The organism is bacterium, from assembly GCA_016873475.1.
GTDB lineage: Bacteria > Krumholzibacteriota > Krumholzibacteriia > JACNKJ01 > JACNKJ01 > VGXI01.
In genome coordinates this window covers 1-13,649 of record VGXI01000074.1, presented here as the reverse complement: position 1 = coordinate 13,649, position 13,649 = coordinate 1, and the positions used below count along the sequence as shown (strand labels likewise).

Here is a 13,649-nt window from a genome sequence, read left to right as displayed (position 1 = left end):
AATGCGCCGCGCGATGTCGACGGGCCGGCCCGCGATCATCTCCGCTTGCTTGCCGGCCGGCGGCACGGCGAGGCTCCTGCGCCGCAGGCGATTGGCGCCGGCGCCCACCGCGTCGGCCGACAGGCCCAGCGCCGCGAGATCGAGCACGGGGATCTCCTTCGCGCGCACCTTGCGGATGCCCATGATCGAAACGTAGCGCGGCTCGTTGATGCCGGTCTGGATCGTGAGCAGCGCGGGCAGAGCCAGGCGTAGCGACTCCTCGAGGCCGCCCTCGAGCTCGCGCGTCACGCGAACGCGCGCGCCTTCGAGCGCAAGCGCGGTGACGAGCGTCGCGTGTGGCCGGACGAGCAGGCCTGCGAGCAGCGGCCCGGTCATGCCGAATCCCTGATCGCCGGCCTGCGTCCCGGTGAGGACGAGGTCGTAGTGCCCCTTGCCGATCAGCGCGGCGAGTCCGCGCGCGATGCCGTGGGGATCGCTGCCGGCGAAGGGCGCGTCATCGATGCGGATGGCGTTGTCGGCGCCCATCGCGAGGCAGCGACGGAGCACGTCCTCGCTGTCGGCGTCGCCGATGGTGGCCACGGTCACCGTGCCGCCCTGCGCCTCCTTGATGCGGATCGCCTCCTCGACGGCGTAGTTGTCCCACTCGTTGATGCCGGTGGCGAGGTCTTCCTCGCGAATGCCCTGGCCGTCCGCGCTGAGCACGAGATCGGCGTCGGCGGTGTCGGGCACGCGCTTCACGCAGACGAGGATCTCCATCAGGCTCCTTTCTCGGCCGGCGCTGCGCCGGGCAGGCACTCGGCGACGAGCTCGGTCAGGTCCTGCACGGCGATGCGCCCCTCGTAGCCGGCCGTCTTCACCGCGTCTTCCAGGTTGCTGAAGCAGAACGGACAGGCGGTGACGACCAGCTCGGCGCCCGTCGCCGCCGCCTCGCGCAGTCGCTGCTCGGCCATGCGCTCGCCCTCGCTGGCCTCGACCCACATTCTCCCACCGCCGCCGCCGCAACAGAAGCTGTTCTCGCGCGAACGCGGCATTTCCACGAGGCGCAGGCCGGGAATCGCGCGCAGCACCGCGCGCGGCGCCTCGTAGACGCCGCTGCGCCGGCCGAGGAAGCAGGGGTCATGGAAGGTGACCGTTCGCTCTACGCCACCTGCCAGGGGCAGGCGGCCGGCGGCAATCGCCTCGGCGAGCAGCTCCGCGAGGTGGCGCACCGCGCGCTCGGCCGGCGCGGGCGAGAGGCGGCGGTACTCGTTGCGGAAGGCGTGGAAGCCGTGCGGGCAGGCGGTCACGATCTCGCGGACGCCCTGTTCCGCGAAGGCCGCGGCGTTCACGCCGGCCAGTTCGGTGAAGAGGCCGTCCTCGCCGACGCCGCGGATGAACTCGCCGCAGCAGACCTCCGCCTTGCCGAGCACGCCGAAGGGCAGCTCCGCCGCTCGGAAGAGGCTGACCGCGGCGCGCGGGACCTGCTGGAGCCGGGTGTCGTAGGCGAAAGTGCAGCCGACGTAGAAGCAGCGCTCGGCCGCAGCTCCCTCGCCGAGCACGGGCAGGTCGATGCCCGCCGCCCAGTCCAGCCGCCTACCCTTCGCGCCCTGCCAGGGGTTCTTGAACTTGTAGACCGACTCGAGCATCGCCTGGAGGTTCTCGGGCACCGCTTCGCCTGACTCGATGCGCGCCGTGCGCAGCTCGCGGATGACGTCCAGGGGGCTGATCGCCGAGGGGCACTCGTCCTGGCAGTGCCCGCAGGTCGTGCAGAGCCAGACCTGCTCGCCGGGCACGGCCTCGGATTTGGCCGGCGCGCTCGCCGGCCGCCGCGGCCAGAAGCCGTAGCCGGCCTTGCGCCGTGCGAAATCGCCCGCCGCGTCGAGCAGCCGCCGCGGCGCCAGCGACTCCCTGGCGAGGTGGCTCGGGCAGACGCTCGTGCAGCGGTCGCACTGCGTGCAGGCGTCGAACATCAGGTGGTGGCGGCGGCTGAAGTCGGCCCTCAGGGCTTCGCGCTCCGCGAGGGGGAGGAAGGAGCTGGAGCGCAGCCCGGCCAGGGCGAGATTGGCGCCTGCCGCCACGACGTGCACGAACTTCGAAAAGGGGAAGTAGGCGACGAGCGCCAGGCTGGCGAGCGCGTGCAGCCACCACCAGAGGCGGTGCGCTCCGGCCGCATCGGGGGCCGAGAGTCCGGAAACCTGCGCGATCCAGACGCCCACGGGCGCCGGCTCGGGCCAGGGCGGCGGCGCCGCGCGCAGGCGCAGGCCCTCGGCGAGGAAGCCCGAGATCGCGATGAAGGCGAGCAAGAGAAGCGCGGCATGATCGCGCAGGAGCGCCGTCTCCATGCGGCCGCGCTTGATCGCGTAGCGGCGCAGGTAGGCGAGGGCGATGCCGCCGAGCAGGGCGAGGCCCGCCGCGTCCAGCGTCCAGGCGTAGACCCGGTAGACCTCGCCGCGCAGGAAGTGCTCGAGCCGGTGGTCGATCGTCGACAGGAGGGTGCCCAGGAAGAGGAGGACGAAGCCCCACAGGATAGCGGCGTGCATGAGCCCGCCGAGCGGGTCGCCGCGGAAGATGCCACTGCCGAGGAGGAGGCGCCGCAGGACGAGTCCAGCGTCGAAGCCGCCCTCACGCCGCTCGGGCCAGCCACTGCGCCAGAAGCGCCAGCGCCGATAGAACCCGTAAACGAATAGCGCGCCGGCCAGACCGGCCAGCGAGTAGAAGAGCAGCTGATGTTCGATATTCCAAAATACTTCGCGAAAAGGCTGCATCCCGCGCCCCCCAGCGATGCGGTCTCCGTATCCTAACAGGAATCAGACCTTGAAATCAACATGATCCAAACGCTTTACTGGAAAGGCTTTCGGTGGTGCTGCGCTGCAGGCAGCCGGGGGGCGGCGGCTCTGCCGCCCGCCTACGAAGCTGTGCTGTCCTGGGGTAGCTCCGGCTCGGCCGATGGGCAGTTCATCTTCTTCACGGGTGCGACGGCCGCCGGCGTGGCGGTCGACGCCGACGGCTTCGTCTACGTCGCCGACTGGGCAATCGCCGAGTCCAGAAGTTCGACGCCAATGGCAACTTTGTCGCGACGTGGGGCGGCCAGGGCGAGGCTGCGGGCGAGTTCAGCGGTCCCGAGGGGATCGTGGTCACCTGGGACAACAGGGTCTACGTGGCCGACGCGCTCAACAGCCGCATCCAGAAGTTCCGGCAGAAGTTCCGGCCCGCAGCGCGGGCGCCGGTGCCGGCCACCGACGCCGATTCCCGCTAGTAGTCCTTGCGCTCGCCCTTGCCGTTCCCGTTGAGGAAGCGCTTGGCGTTCATGCGGTCGTTGATCAGAAGCGCCACGCCGATGAGGAGGACCAGCGCTCCCGCGCCCCCGAAAACGGCCCGCGGGATGAAGTACTCGTTCTCGCCGGACTGCTGCATGGCGGCGCCGACACCGAACCCGAAGACGATGAGGCCGATGCCGACCGCGGCGGTCACCATGCCGCTGCGATAGGGCAGGCGAGGGCCGCTCGGCTCGTCCAGAGCCAGGTTCTCGATCGGCACGCCCTTCTCGATCGCCTTCTCGATGATCCGCGCCTTCGTCCGCTTCTGGAAGTACTCGACGATGATCGCGACGATCGGAATGCTGCAGCCAAGCGTGATCGCGATGATGGGGATCAGGACTTCCTCGCCGCTGGCGAAGAAGGCGAAGCCAAGAGAGCCCAACATGATTGCCTCCAGGGTGGTCTGGTGTCGGGTGAGTCCGCTTGCCGTTCAACCCCTTGGACCCCGGCCTTCGAAAAAGGGTTTCAACGGCGGCTCGCTCGGGCGAAACTCTACGCATGAAGCCCCGGTCCAAACCAGCAGCAGAGGATCCCGGAGGGACGCCTGCCGTGAGCGAGGGACAACTCGAGGCCCGCGAGCAGGCGACCCACTACCTGCCGCTGGATCGCCAGCGGGCAACCCGTTTTCTGGACGACTGGGAGCCCACCGTGCGCGCCCAGCTCCGTCGCCTGCGGGCCGAGGAGGATGCCGTGCTCTACCGGGTCTTCGATCGCGCCCTGGGAGCGCTGCCGGAGTTCCGCGGCGAGAGCCGACTGTCCACCTGGCTCTACCGGATCACCTACCGGGAGGCGCTGCGCCACCTCGAGAAAGAGAAGCGCCTCGCCAGTCGCGAGGCGCCGCTCGAGGCGGCGGAAGCCCTGCCGGCTGCCGGCGACTTCGATCCCGAGCGCCTGCTCGCCCGCCGGGAGAACGCGGCGCAAGTCGCGCGGGCGCTGGCCCTCCTCGACCCGCGTGACCGGGAGATCCTCGCGCTGCGCTACCTCGAGGACTTGAAGCTGGACGAAGTGGCCGATAGGCTCGAGATGCCGCTCGGCTCGGTGAAGACCCGTATCCATCGGGCCCTGGCGCGCCTGCGGCGGGAGCTAGACAGCGATGAGTGAGGACCTGCGCACGCTCCGCGAGCACCTGGCGGATGCTCGTCTCTACGACGGGCCTGCAAACGAACTCGCGACCCAGGCGGCCGTCTGGCGGACAGCCCTGCTCGGACGCTACTCCACAGCGCGGCGATGGCAGCGGGTCGCCGCCGAGGGCAGGGCGTTCTGGCGAGTGGCCCTGCTGATCGCCCTGCCGCTCGCCATCGCCACGGCGGTGACCTTGCTGGCTCTGGCCGGCGTCGATCTGACTCCCCGCATCGAGGTGCCGGCGGCCGCCGACCCGCGCCTGCAGCGGCCGATCGACGTGCCGAACTACGTCTGGTACGGGCTGGCCGGGCTGAACGTCCTGCTCACCTTCCTCGTGCGCCGCCGCCTGCCGCGCCTGCTGCTGCGGGGCTGGTAGCGGTGGCCGGCCGCGCATTCCGCGCCCGCCCGATCGCGCCCGGCCTGCTGCGCCGTCCGCTGGCGAGCCTGCCGCCCGTGAGCGGAGACCCAGGCGGCGTGCCGCTGACGCTCACGGAGGCAGGGCCGCCGGGGAGTTGGCCCATCGGGCTGCTGGCGCCCGCGGGGCGCACGCCCTGGGGGTGTCTCTTCTTCAGCCTCCTGGGCGGGACCTTTCTGCTCTGGCTGTTCTCGGCGCGGCTCGCGTCGATCCTGGGCCTGGCGGGACTGATCCTCTACTGGTTGGCCTACAATCACCCGCGGCGGGCCAGCGGGGATGCCGTCGCGCGCACGCTCTTCCTGCTCGGCGAGCGCCAGGGCAGGCGCGCGCTCGCCAGCCTCCGCCCTGCACTCGAGCGCAGCCCGGACGAGGAGGGCCTGCAGTATCTGGCGGCGCTCGTCGCGCTGCTCGAGGAGCAGCCGGCGCGGGCGCTGGCGCAGCTCGCCGAGGCGCGGCCTGCCTTCGCCCGCTACGCGGAGTGGCACCACCTGCAGGCGCGCTGCCTGCGGGCGCTGGGGCGGCCGGCGGAAGCCAGGCCCGCCTACCGCCGCGCCCTCGAGTTCGCCGCCTATCCCTCGCGGAACCTGCTCCTGGAAGAGGCGCGGAGCTTCTTCGCCGAGCAAGGCGACGCCGAGGGTCTGGCCGCCTTGGCCGCCCTCGCGGCCGAGGCCCTCCGGCCCGGCTCCGCGGCTGCGGACCAGGCCTTCCGGAGTGCGCTCCGCGGGGTGGGCGAACCCCCGCCGCCTCTGGGCTAGTCTGGCAAGCCATTGCCCGAATTGCGCTTGGAGGGGGCGACCGCCCCTGCCTGTAAATCTGGTAAAAGCCGGCCCCCGGGCGCAACCAACAGGAACTCCCGCCTGTCCAATCCCGTAGAGCCCCCATCCGGAGGACGGAAGATGGCACTCGGATTCGTCGTCGGCCTCTTGCGCGTAATCCTCAACCTGATCGCGTCGGCCTTCACGATCCTCTACTGGCTCATCGAACACGCCATCTAGGCGATTCCAAGACCCGGTGAGTTTCCCTCCTGCTGGGTAGCATCGAGACGAGTGAGCGACGAGCGGGGCGGGTCCCAGACCCGCCCCGTTTCTTGTCCCCTGGCGGCCCGGCCGGCCGGGATGCTAGACCCTTCCGCATGATCGCCCATCCGCCCGCGCCGGCCACCGATCGGGCCGCTGCGGCCGCCCTACGCCTCGACTGTCGCCTGACGCCCGCTGCGCTGCACGCGCTGGCGGCCTCGCTGGGCGGCGGCGCGCTCGCGTTGCTCGAGAGCGCGGGACCGCCGGGACGCTGGTCCTTGCTCGCGAGCCAGCCGACGGCGCGCTTCGTGAGCCGCGGCGGCGAGAACCGCTTCCACTGGCACAGCCGCGGCGCGAACCACGCCTGGCGCGAGGAGCCGCTGGCCGCGCTGCGCCGCACGCTCGCCGCCTTTCCCCGCGTGGAGAGCGATCCGGCGCTGCCCGTCCACGGCGGGGCCTTCGGGCTCTTCGCCTACGAGCTGGGCCGCCGCCTGCTGCCGATCGCGCCACAGGCCGAGGACGATCTCGGCCTGCCCGACCTCGCGCTCTACTTTCACGAGCGCTTGCTGGCGGTGGACCGCGAGAGCGGCGAGACCTGGGCGCTGGCCGTCGCGCGCGGGCCCAGCGAGGCCGCCGCGCGCCGCGAAGCGCAGGCGCGCGCCGCGTTGCTCGCCGAGGAAACGCTGGCCTTGCTGGCTGCGCCCTCGCCGCCGAAGCCACTGCTGCCGGTCGCGGCGCTGCCGAGGGCCTCGCTTGACCGCGCGGCCTACCTCGCAGCAGTCGAGCGCTGTCGCGAGGCGATCCGCGACGGCGAGGCCTACGAGCTCTGCCTCACCACGCGCTTCAGCCTGCCCTGCAGCGCCGATCCGCTCGCGCTCTACCGCTGCCTGCGCGCGGCGACCCCGGCTCCCTATGCGAGCCTGTTCCGCCATCCCGAGGGCGCGCTCGTTGGCGCGAGTCCGGAGCGCTTCCTGCGCGTGAGCGCAGCCGGCCACGTCGAGGCGCGGCCGATCAAAGGCACGCGCCCGCGGGGGCGTGACGCGACCGAGGACGCCCGGCTGCGCAGCGCCCTCGCCGAGAGCGCGAAGGACCGCGCGGAGAACGTCATGATCGTGGACCTGCTGCGCAACGACCTGCATCGCGTCTGCGCGCCGGGATCGGTAGCGGTCAGCGAGCTGTGCGCGATCGAGGCGCACCCGACCGTGTTCCAGATGGTCTCGACGATCGAGGGCGAGCTGGCACTGGGACAGGACCGCTGCGACCTGCTTGCAAGCGCCTTCCCCGGCGGCTCGATGACGGGCGCGCCGAAGATCGCGGCGATGCAGATCCTCGAAGGCCTCGAGCCCGTCGTGCGCGGCTGGTACTCGGGCTGCCAGGGCTACCTCGGCTTCGACGGCAGCCTGGACTTGAGCATCGTGATTCGCGGCGTCCAGCTCCTGCGCGGACAGGCGCACGTGGGCGCCGGCGGCGCCGTGGTCTACGATAGCGATCCCGAGGCCGAGTGGGAGGAGGCCGGACACAAGGCGCGAGCCGCGCTCGCGGCGCTGGCCGGCAAGGGGAGATGAAAAAGAGAGGGGCCGCGAGGCCCCTCGTAAACCCTCCAGCGTCCCGATGGATTTCTCTCCACTGGAAAGTGGCCGCGCTGGTAGGATCCAGATCTCGCTCCGGCTGAAGCGAGCGTCCACAGGCGCTTGGCGCGGGGTTCGATTCCCCGATGGCGTCGCCGGACTCGAGACAGGAGAAGTATAGCAACGTTTGCGCCGCGCCGCCACGCAAAAGCAGGGGCCGGGACGGCGTGGGGCGGCGCCGGCAAGGAAAGGAAGGCTGCATGACGACGCGGAGCTGCAGTCCGCTCTGGGTGCTCGGCCTCGCCCTTCTGCTCGCAATGCCGGGGGCCGCGCGCGGAGGCGAGCCCGGACTCTGGGTCCTGAGTTCGCTCGCGAAGCCGCTCCCTTCGCAACCCACGCCGGACTTCCTCGTGCAATTCGAGTGCGAGCCCGAGATCCGCGCCGCGCGCGGCGAGAGCGAAGCGCTGCAGCTGCTCGTCCTCGCGCCGGCCGAGGGACTCCGCGCGCTGCGCGCGGAGAGCGGCGCCTTCGTCGGTCCCGCGGGCGAGCGCTGGGCGCCCGGCACCCTGCGCTGCGACTTCGTCGGCTACGTCACGACGCAGAAGCCCTACTACGGCACCCTGCGCGTGGGCGAGTGGCCGGACCCGCTGCTCGCGGCGCGCAGCGTCGATGTCCCCGCCGGGCACGCGCAGCCGATCTGGGTCGAGATCGACGTCCCCCGCGCGGCCAAGCCCGGCCGCTATCAAGGCGAGCTGCTGCTCAGCGCCACGGGCTGGACGAAGCGGCTGCCCCTGACGGTCGAGGTCTGGGACTTCGAGCTGCCGCTCGCGCCCAGCCTGCCCAGCTCCTTCCTGCTGCGCGTGCGCTACCTCTACGACTTCCACAAGCTCGAGCGGGGCACGCCCGCCGCCGAGGCGATGATCCGCCGCTATCACGAGAGCATGCTCGCGCACCGCATCATGCCGACGCATGTGGGCACGGACGAAGTGCACACGCGGCCAGAGCTGACCCTGAGCGACGACGGCCGCCTCCGCCAGGCCGACTTCCGCGCCTTCGACGCCAAAATCGAGTGGGCGATGGCCCGCGGGCAGACGCACTTCGGACACGAGGGCCCACGCAGGATCAATCCGCTCAGCGAAGGCAACTGGCGCGCCATCGCCGACCACCTGCGCGAGAAGGGCTGGCTCGATCGCTTCTACACCTACCTCGCCGACGAAACCTACGAGGGCGTGGCCGAGGTCACGGCGATGGTGAACCGCGCGGCGCCGGACCTGAAGAACCTGATCACGCAGTTGCCGAAAGAGGGCTTCCCCGACGTGGACCTCTGGTGCCCGCGCCTCGGTGACGCGCAGATGCACGCCCGGGACATCGGCCACCGGCTCAAGCTGACAGGCAGGAGCCGCAAGGACCTCTGGGTCTACACGGCCGGCAACGCGGGCAGCGACGTGCCGGCGCTGCACCTGGACGTCCCCGGCATCGAGGCGCGCGTCTCGCCGCTGGCGATCTGGACCGAAGGCTACGGCGGCTTCCTCTTCTGGTGCGTGAACTACTGGACCGTCGATCCCTGGCTCGATCCCATGGTCTACCCGCGCCAGAACGGCAACGGCAGCCTCTACTATCCGGGGCCAGAGGGGCCGCTGCCGGCGGTCCGCCTCAAGCTGCTGCGCGACGGCTTCGACGACGTCGACTACGCCGCTCTGCTCGATGCGCGGCAGGATCCGCTCGCCACCCACATTCTCGAGGGGCTGCCGGTGCGCAGCGCCCTCGACTGGCCGCGCGATCCGCGCCCCCTGCTCGCCTGGCGCCAGGCGGCAGGCTGCGCGCTGGCGGGCCAGCGCGAAGAGGCCAAGCGCTGGCTGGAGACGCTCGCCGGGCTGGAGAAGGCGACCGGCGGCGCTGAGCGCGCGGTCACCAGTCTCGGTCAGCCGGGCCGCGGCTGGCACGGCGCGCGTGACGGCGAGGAGCGCGCCACGGATAGCGGGGCCGTCTACGCTTTCACTCTCGACGCGGACAAGAGCAAGCTCTGGCGACTGGCCTCGCCGGCCGACTGGAGCGGCTACCGCGAGGCACGCGTGCGCGTGAAGCTCGTCGAGGGCGAACCCGTGCGGCTGCTCTTCAAGCTCGGCAATGGCATCATCCAGCGCACGGGCTGGACCTGGGAGATCCACTGCGCACCGGGCGAGCCGCGCGATCTGCTCATCCCGATCCCGCACGAGATGCTCGACACGACGGCGATCCGCGAACTCAGCCTCTTCATCTGGGAGCCGAAATCGGCCCGCCGCTTCGAGCTCAGCGGGATCTGGCTGCGCTAGTGCCGCGCCCGGTCGGCATGCGGAGCTTCCTCGTGATCTGGGCCGGGCAGGCGCTGTCGATGCTCGGCTCGGGCCTGAGCGGCTTCGCGCTGGGCGTCTGGGTCTACCAGCAGACGGGCTCGGCCACGCAGTTCGCGCTGATCGCCCTCGCCGCCACCTTGCCCGCCGTGCTCATCGCGCCGCTGGCCGGAGTGCTCGTCGATCGCTGGGACCGCCGGCGCGTGATGATCCTCAGCGACCTCGGCGCCGCGCTCGGGACGGCGGCGCTCGCCCTGCTCTACTGGCAGGGGCTGCTGGCGCTCTGGCACATTCTCCTCGCCAGCGCCCTGGGCGCCTGCCTCGGCGCCTTCCAGGGGCCGGCCTGGCAGGCCTCGGTGACCCTGCTGGTGCCGCCGGCGCAGCTCGCGCGGGCGAGCGGCCTCGCCCAGCTCGCGCAGGCCGCGGCCAACATCGTCGCGCCGCTGCTCGCGGGGCTGCTGCTGCTCTCGATCGGGGTCACGGGCGTGCTGCTGCTCGATCTCGCGAGCTTCCTGCTCGCGATGCTCAGCCTGGTCGCCGTGCGCATCCCGCGGCCGGCGGCGACCGGCGAGGGCGCCGTCCGCCGTGGCCTCTGGCGCGAGGCGCGGGCGGGCTGGGCGGCCATCGCCGACCGCCGCGGCCTGCGCGACATGCTGCTCCTCTTCGCCGCGCTCAACTTCGTGCTCGGGATGGTCAACGCGCTCGCCGTGCCGATGCTGCTCAGCTTCACGGACGCCGCGCGCCTGGGCGGCATCGTCTCGGTGGGCGGCCTCGGCATGCTGGCGGGGAGCCTCGCGCTCAGCGCCTGGGGCGGGCCGCGGCGCAAGATCCACGGCGTGCTCGGCTTCCTGGTCGCGCTGGGCTTCGGGATCGTACTTGTCGGTCTGCGGCCCAGCGCGTCGCTGGTGACGGCGGGGCTCTTCCTCGCCATGGCCTGCGCGCCGGTCGTCAACGGCTCGAGCCAGGCGATCTGGCAGCGCAAGGTGCCGCCCGCGCTGCAGGGCCGCGTGTTCGCCACGCGCAGCATGGTGGCGCTGGGTGCGGCGCCGCTCGCCTATCTGCTCTCGGGGCCGCTGGCCGATCGCGTCTTCGGGCCGCTCCTGCTCGCGGATGGCGCGCTTGCGGGCAGCCTTGGCCGCGTTCTCGGCACCGGGCCGGGCCGCGGCATCGGCCTGATGTTCATCCTCTCGGGGCTGGCGACGGCCGCGCTCTCCCTGCTCGCCTATCTCAATCCCGCGCTGCGCCGCGTCGAGGAAGAACTGCCCGATGCGCTGCCCCGACCGGAGTCGGACGCAGCGTCGCCGGCGGCCGAGCCGGCGGGGGCCTAGACGGCGATGGGCCGGCGCTGATGCGCGCGCTCGTCGTGCATGGCATGTTCTGCACGGTATGGCACTGCGGACGGCTCGTCGAGGGCCTGCGCGGCGCCGGCCTCGACGCGCGCGGCCTCGAGCTGCCCGACCGCGGCCGCCCCCACGCCCGGCTCGCCGAGCATGTCGCCTTCGTCGCCGGCGAGGCGGAGGCCGCCGCGGCCGGCGGCGCGCCCGTCGCCCTCGTCGGCCACTCGCTGGGCGGGCTCGTCTGCCTGCTCGCAGCGGCGCGGCTCGGCGACCGGCTCGCGCGCCTCGCGCTGCTCGCGCCCGCCCCGCCGGCCGGCCTGCACGCCGTGAGCGCGGCCAATGCGCGGCTCTTCCTGCCGCTGCTCGTCGGCGGCGGTCTCGCCCTGCCCGCGGTCGAGCGCTACACGGCCCTCTTCATGAATCGGCAGGGCGCCGCACTGCGCCGGGCCGTGACGGCGCGCCTCGTTCCGGAGCCGCGGGCGCTGATCCGCAGCGTCGCGCTGCCCTGGCTGGACCGCGCCCGCGCCAGCCGACTCGTGGGCGCACTCGCGCCGGGCCTCGGGACGCTCGTCCTCGCGGGCGCGGGCGATCGCTCGACGCCGCCGGGGCTCCAGCGCCGTCTCGCGGGGCGGCTGCCCGGCGCGCGCTACCGCTGCCTGGTGACGCCCGATCACTACGGCTTCATCGAGGGCGAGGGCAGCGAGGAGACCCTGGCTGCGCTGGTCGACTTCCTGCGCCCGGGACCGGATCAGTCGTAGCGGAAGATCCGCGCCGCGAGCGCGAGCAGCAGCGCCGCGGCCAGCGCCATGCCGAAGACGTGCGGCAGCACGCTGGCCGGGCCCTGGCCGAAGCTGACCAGGCGGTGGAGCGCGTCCATCGCCCAGCCCGTGGGCAGGCAGAGGGCGAGCTTCTGCATGAAGGGCGGCGTGATCTCGATCGGCCACCAGCAGCCGCCGAGGGCGCCGAGCAGGTTGGCCGCCAGCACGCCGACGACGGCGGCCTGGCCCTCGCTGCGGCTCGCGCTGCCGAGCAGGAGGCCGAAGGAGGCCATCAGTGCGGCATAGACGAGCATGGCCAGCAGCACCGCCGGGAGCTGTCCGCCCCAGTCCACCTTGAAGATGAGGCTGCCGGCCACGATCGCGAAGGCGATCTGGATGAGGCCGAGCGCCAGCTTACCCAGCCACTTGCCCAGCACCACGCTGCCGCGCGAGAGCGGCGCGTAGGCGAGACGCCTCAGCAGCCCCTGCCGCCGCTCGATGACGAGCAGGATCGCCCCGCTCGTGCCGAGGACGAGCACCGTGAACATCACCATCGTGCCCGGGACCGCCTGCTCGAAGCCGCGCGGCGGGCGGCGCCGCTCGCCGGCCGCCGCGACCTGGACGCTGAGCGCGCGGGGCATCGCGGCGAGGGCGGCCAGCGCCGCGCTGTCGGGCGCCGCGCCCTGCTCGCCCGTCACGATGAGATCCGCGAGCAGGCCGTAGGCCGCGCGCGAGACGCGCAGCCGGCGCCAGGCGCGGGCCTGAGCGTCCCCGTCGTCGCCGTAGAGGAGCTGGACTGGGCGGCCCGCGGCGAGGGAATCGCTGAAGGCCGCCGGCAGGCTGAGGCGCCGCGGCTCGGCGGCGAAGCTGTCGGAGTCGGCCGGGTGGAAGAGCAGGAAGTCCTGCTCGACGAGACGCCGCTCGAGCTGATCGGCCAGATAGCCAGCGTCCGCAGGGCGCCAGAGGGCGAGGCGGCTCTTGCCCGAGAAGCCGCCGCCGCCGGCCGTGATCGTGCCGATGAAGTAGAAGAAGACGATCGGCATGAAGAAGGCCCAGAGCCAGGTCTCTCGCCCCCGGAAGATGAACTTGATGTCCTTGCGGGCCACGTAGAGCGCCTGGCGCAGCATGTCTAGCCCTTTCCGAAGCGCGAGCGCAGGCGCTGGGTGTTCAGAGCCGTGAGCGCGGCCGTGACCGCGAGCATGGCGGCCAGGCCAACGGCGAAGGGAATCGCGGCCAGTTCCCCGCTGAGGATTCCCTTCAGCCGCTGCAGGGCCCAGCCGTTCGGCGTGAGCGCGCCGATGGCGGCCATCCAGCGCGGCATCGCCTCGAGCGGGAAGAAGCTGCCGCCGATCATCATCAGGGGGAAGAGCAGGCCCATGCCGATCATGTTGGCGGCGCGCGCGCTGGGCATCGCCAGCGTGAGCAGGGAGAAGAGCGCGAGGAAAGCAACGCCGGCAAGGGTCGCCCAGACGAGCGCCGGCAAGTAGACGGCGCCGGGCAGATCGTAGGCCGCGAGCCCGAGCGCGAGCGCGATCGCGACGACGGCGAGCATCAGCAGGGCGCCGGTGACGAGCTTGCCGAGCAGGAAGGGCGCGGCGCCGCCTGGCGTCATCAGGCTGCGGTGCAGGGTTCGCTGCTCGAGCTCGTCCCAGAACTCGCGGGCGATGCCCTGGGCCATGAAGAGCAGGGCCATGAAGAGCAAGCCCGGCACGAAGAGCAGGGCCGGAGACTGCGCGCGGGGCGGCGGCGCGCCCGGCGGGGGCGGCTCGGCGGCGATCGCGATCAGGGGCGGGTCGATGCTGCGCGG

Annotated in this window: 13 protein-coding genes; 8 read left to right on the top strand and 5 right to left on the bottom strand. The window is 72.3% G+C overall.

Features of this window, described 5'->3' with window-relative positions; genetic code table 11:
• Together FJ251_07845 and FJ251_07840 are read right to left on the bottom strand one after the other, a co-directional pair.
• Positions 1–756: electron transfer flavoprotein subunit beta/FixA family protein (locus tag FJ251_07845; GenBank protein ID MBM4117646.1), on the bottom strand; the 756-nt coding region annotated here is incomplete at its 3' end.
• On the bottom strand, positions 756–2,744 hold the full coding sequence (locus FJ251_07840; protein ID MBM4117645.1) for a 4Fe-4S dicluster domain-containing protein: 1,989 nt from the start codon (positions 2,742–2,744) through the stop codon (positions 756–758). The genes FJ251_07840 and FJ251_07845, both read right to left, overlap by 1 nt.
• Before the next feature lie 260 nt (positions 2,745–3,004).
• On the opposite strand from FJ251_07840, the gene FJ251_07835 reads away from it, so the two are divergent.
• The gene (locus FJ251_07835; protein ID MBM4117644.1) at positions 3,005–3,235 is read left to right on the top strand and encodes a hypothetical protein; all 231 of its coding nucleotides are present in this window, start codon (positions 3,005–3,007) and stop codon (positions 3,233–3,235) included.
• Here the strand turns inward: FJ251_07835 and FJ251_07830 are convergent.
• Entirely contained in the window at positions 3,232–3,681 is a 450-nt protein-coding gene (locus tag FJ251_07830; protein MBM4117643.1) for a hypothetical protein, read from the bottom strand. The two genes, FJ251_07835 and FJ251_07830, sit on opposite strands and share 4 nt — an antisense overlap.
• 113 nt (positions 3,682–3,794) lie before the next feature.
• On the opposite strand from FJ251_07830, the gene FJ251_07825 reads away from it, so the two are divergent.
• The 7 genes from FJ251_07825 to FJ251_07795 all read left to right on the top strand — a co-directional run bounded on the left by FJ251_07825 (position 3,795) and on the right by FJ251_07795 (position 11,842).
• A complete protein-coding gene (locus tag FJ251_07825; GenBank protein MBM4117642.1) occupies positions 3,795–4,397 on the top strand; it encodes a sigma-70 family RNA polymerase sigma factor in 603 nt (200 codons plus the stop codon).
• Entirely contained in the window at positions 4,390–4,794 is a 405-nt protein-coding gene (locus FJ251_07820) for a hypothetical protein (protein MBM4117641.1), read from the top strand. The genes FJ251_07825 and FJ251_07820 overlap by 8 nt, the downstream gene beginning before the upstream one ends.
• 2 nt (positions 4,795–4,796) lie before the next feature.
• Entirely contained in the window at positions 4,797–5,588 is a 792-nt protein-coding gene (locus FJ251_07815) for a hypothetical protein (GenBank protein MBM4117640.1), read from the top strand.
• A gap of 377 nt (positions 5,589–5,965) precedes the next feature.
• Positions 5,966–7,414: an aminodeoxychorismate synthase component I gene (gene pabB / locus FJ251_07810; GenBank protein MBM4117639.1), complete on the top strand. Its 1,449-nt coding sequence runs from the start codon at positions 5,966–5,968 to the stop codon at positions 7,412–7,414.
• Between the two features lie 263 nt (positions 7,415–7,677).
• On the top strand, positions 7,678–9,729 hold the full coding sequence (locus FJ251_07805) for a DUF4091 domain-containing protein (protein MBM4117638.1): 2,052 nt from the start codon (positions 7,678–7,680) through the stop codon (positions 9,727–9,729).
• A 17-nt stretch (positions 9,730–9,746) separates the two neighbouring features.
• Positions 9,747–11,075 carry an MFS transporter gene (locus FJ251_07800; protein MBM4117637.1) on the top strand — a complete coding sequence of 443 codons (1,329 nt, stop codon included), beginning with the start codon at positions 9,747–9,749 and terminating at the stop codon, positions 11,073–11,075.
• A 20-nt stretch (positions 11,076–11,095) separates the two neighbouring features.
• Positions 11,096–11,842 (top strand): alpha/beta fold hydrolase, encoded by a 747-nt coding sequence (locus FJ251_07795; protein ID MBM4117636.1) that lies wholly within the window; start codon positions 11,096–11,098, stop codon positions 11,840–11,842.
• Here the strand turns inward: FJ251_07795 and FJ251_07790 are convergent.
• Both FJ251_07790 and FJ251_07785 read right to left on the bottom strand, forming a co-directional pair.
• Positions 11,833–12,969: an ABC transporter permease gene (locus FJ251_07790; protein ID MBM4117635.1), complete on the bottom strand. Its 1,137-nt coding sequence runs from the start codon at positions 12,967–12,969 to the stop codon at positions 11,833–11,835. The two genes, FJ251_07795 and FJ251_07790, sit on opposite strands and share 10 nt — an antisense overlap.
• Positions 12,970–12,971: 2 nt before the next feature.
• On the bottom strand, positions 12,972–13,649 hold a 678-nt coding region (locus FJ251_07785; GenBank protein MBM4117634.1), incomplete at its 5' end, for an ABC transporter permease.

Coding starts and splice junctions, on each gene's coding strand:
- pabB (MBM4117639.1), top strand. CDS start 5,966: ATGATCGCCCATCCGCCCGCGCCGGCCACCGATCGGGCCGCTGCGGCC.
- FJ251_07800 (MBM4117637.1), top strand. CDS start 9,747: ATGCGGAGCTTCCTCGTGATCTGGGCCGGGCAGGCGCTGTCGATGCTC.
- FJ251_07840 (MBM4117645.1), bottom strand. CDS start 2,744: ATGCAGCCTTTTCGCGAAGTATTTTGGAATATCGAACATCAGCTGCTC.
- FJ251_07805 (MBM4117638.1), top strand. CDS start 7,678: ATGACGACGCGGAGCTGCAGTCCGCTCTGGGTGCTCGGCCTCGCCCTT.
- FJ251_07790 (MBM4117635.1), bottom strand. CDS start 12,969: ATGCTGCGCCAGGCGCTCTACGTGGCCCGCAAGGACATCAAGTTCATC.
- FJ251_07820 (MBM4117641.1), top strand. CDS start 4,390: ATGAGTGAGGACCTGCGCACGCTCCGCGAGCACCTGGCGGATGCTCGT.
- FJ251_07825 (MBM4117642.1), top strand. CDS start 3,795: ATGAAGCCCCGGTCCAAACCAGCAGCAGAGGATCCCGGAGGGACGCCT.
- FJ251_07795 (MBM4117636.1), top strand. CDS start 11,096: ATGCGCGCGCTCGTCGTGCATGGCATGTTCTGCACGGTATGGCACTGC.
- FJ251_07830 (MBM4117643.1), bottom strand. CDS start 3,681: ATGTTGGGCTCTCTTGGCTTCGCCTTCTTCGCCAGCGGCGAGGAAGTC.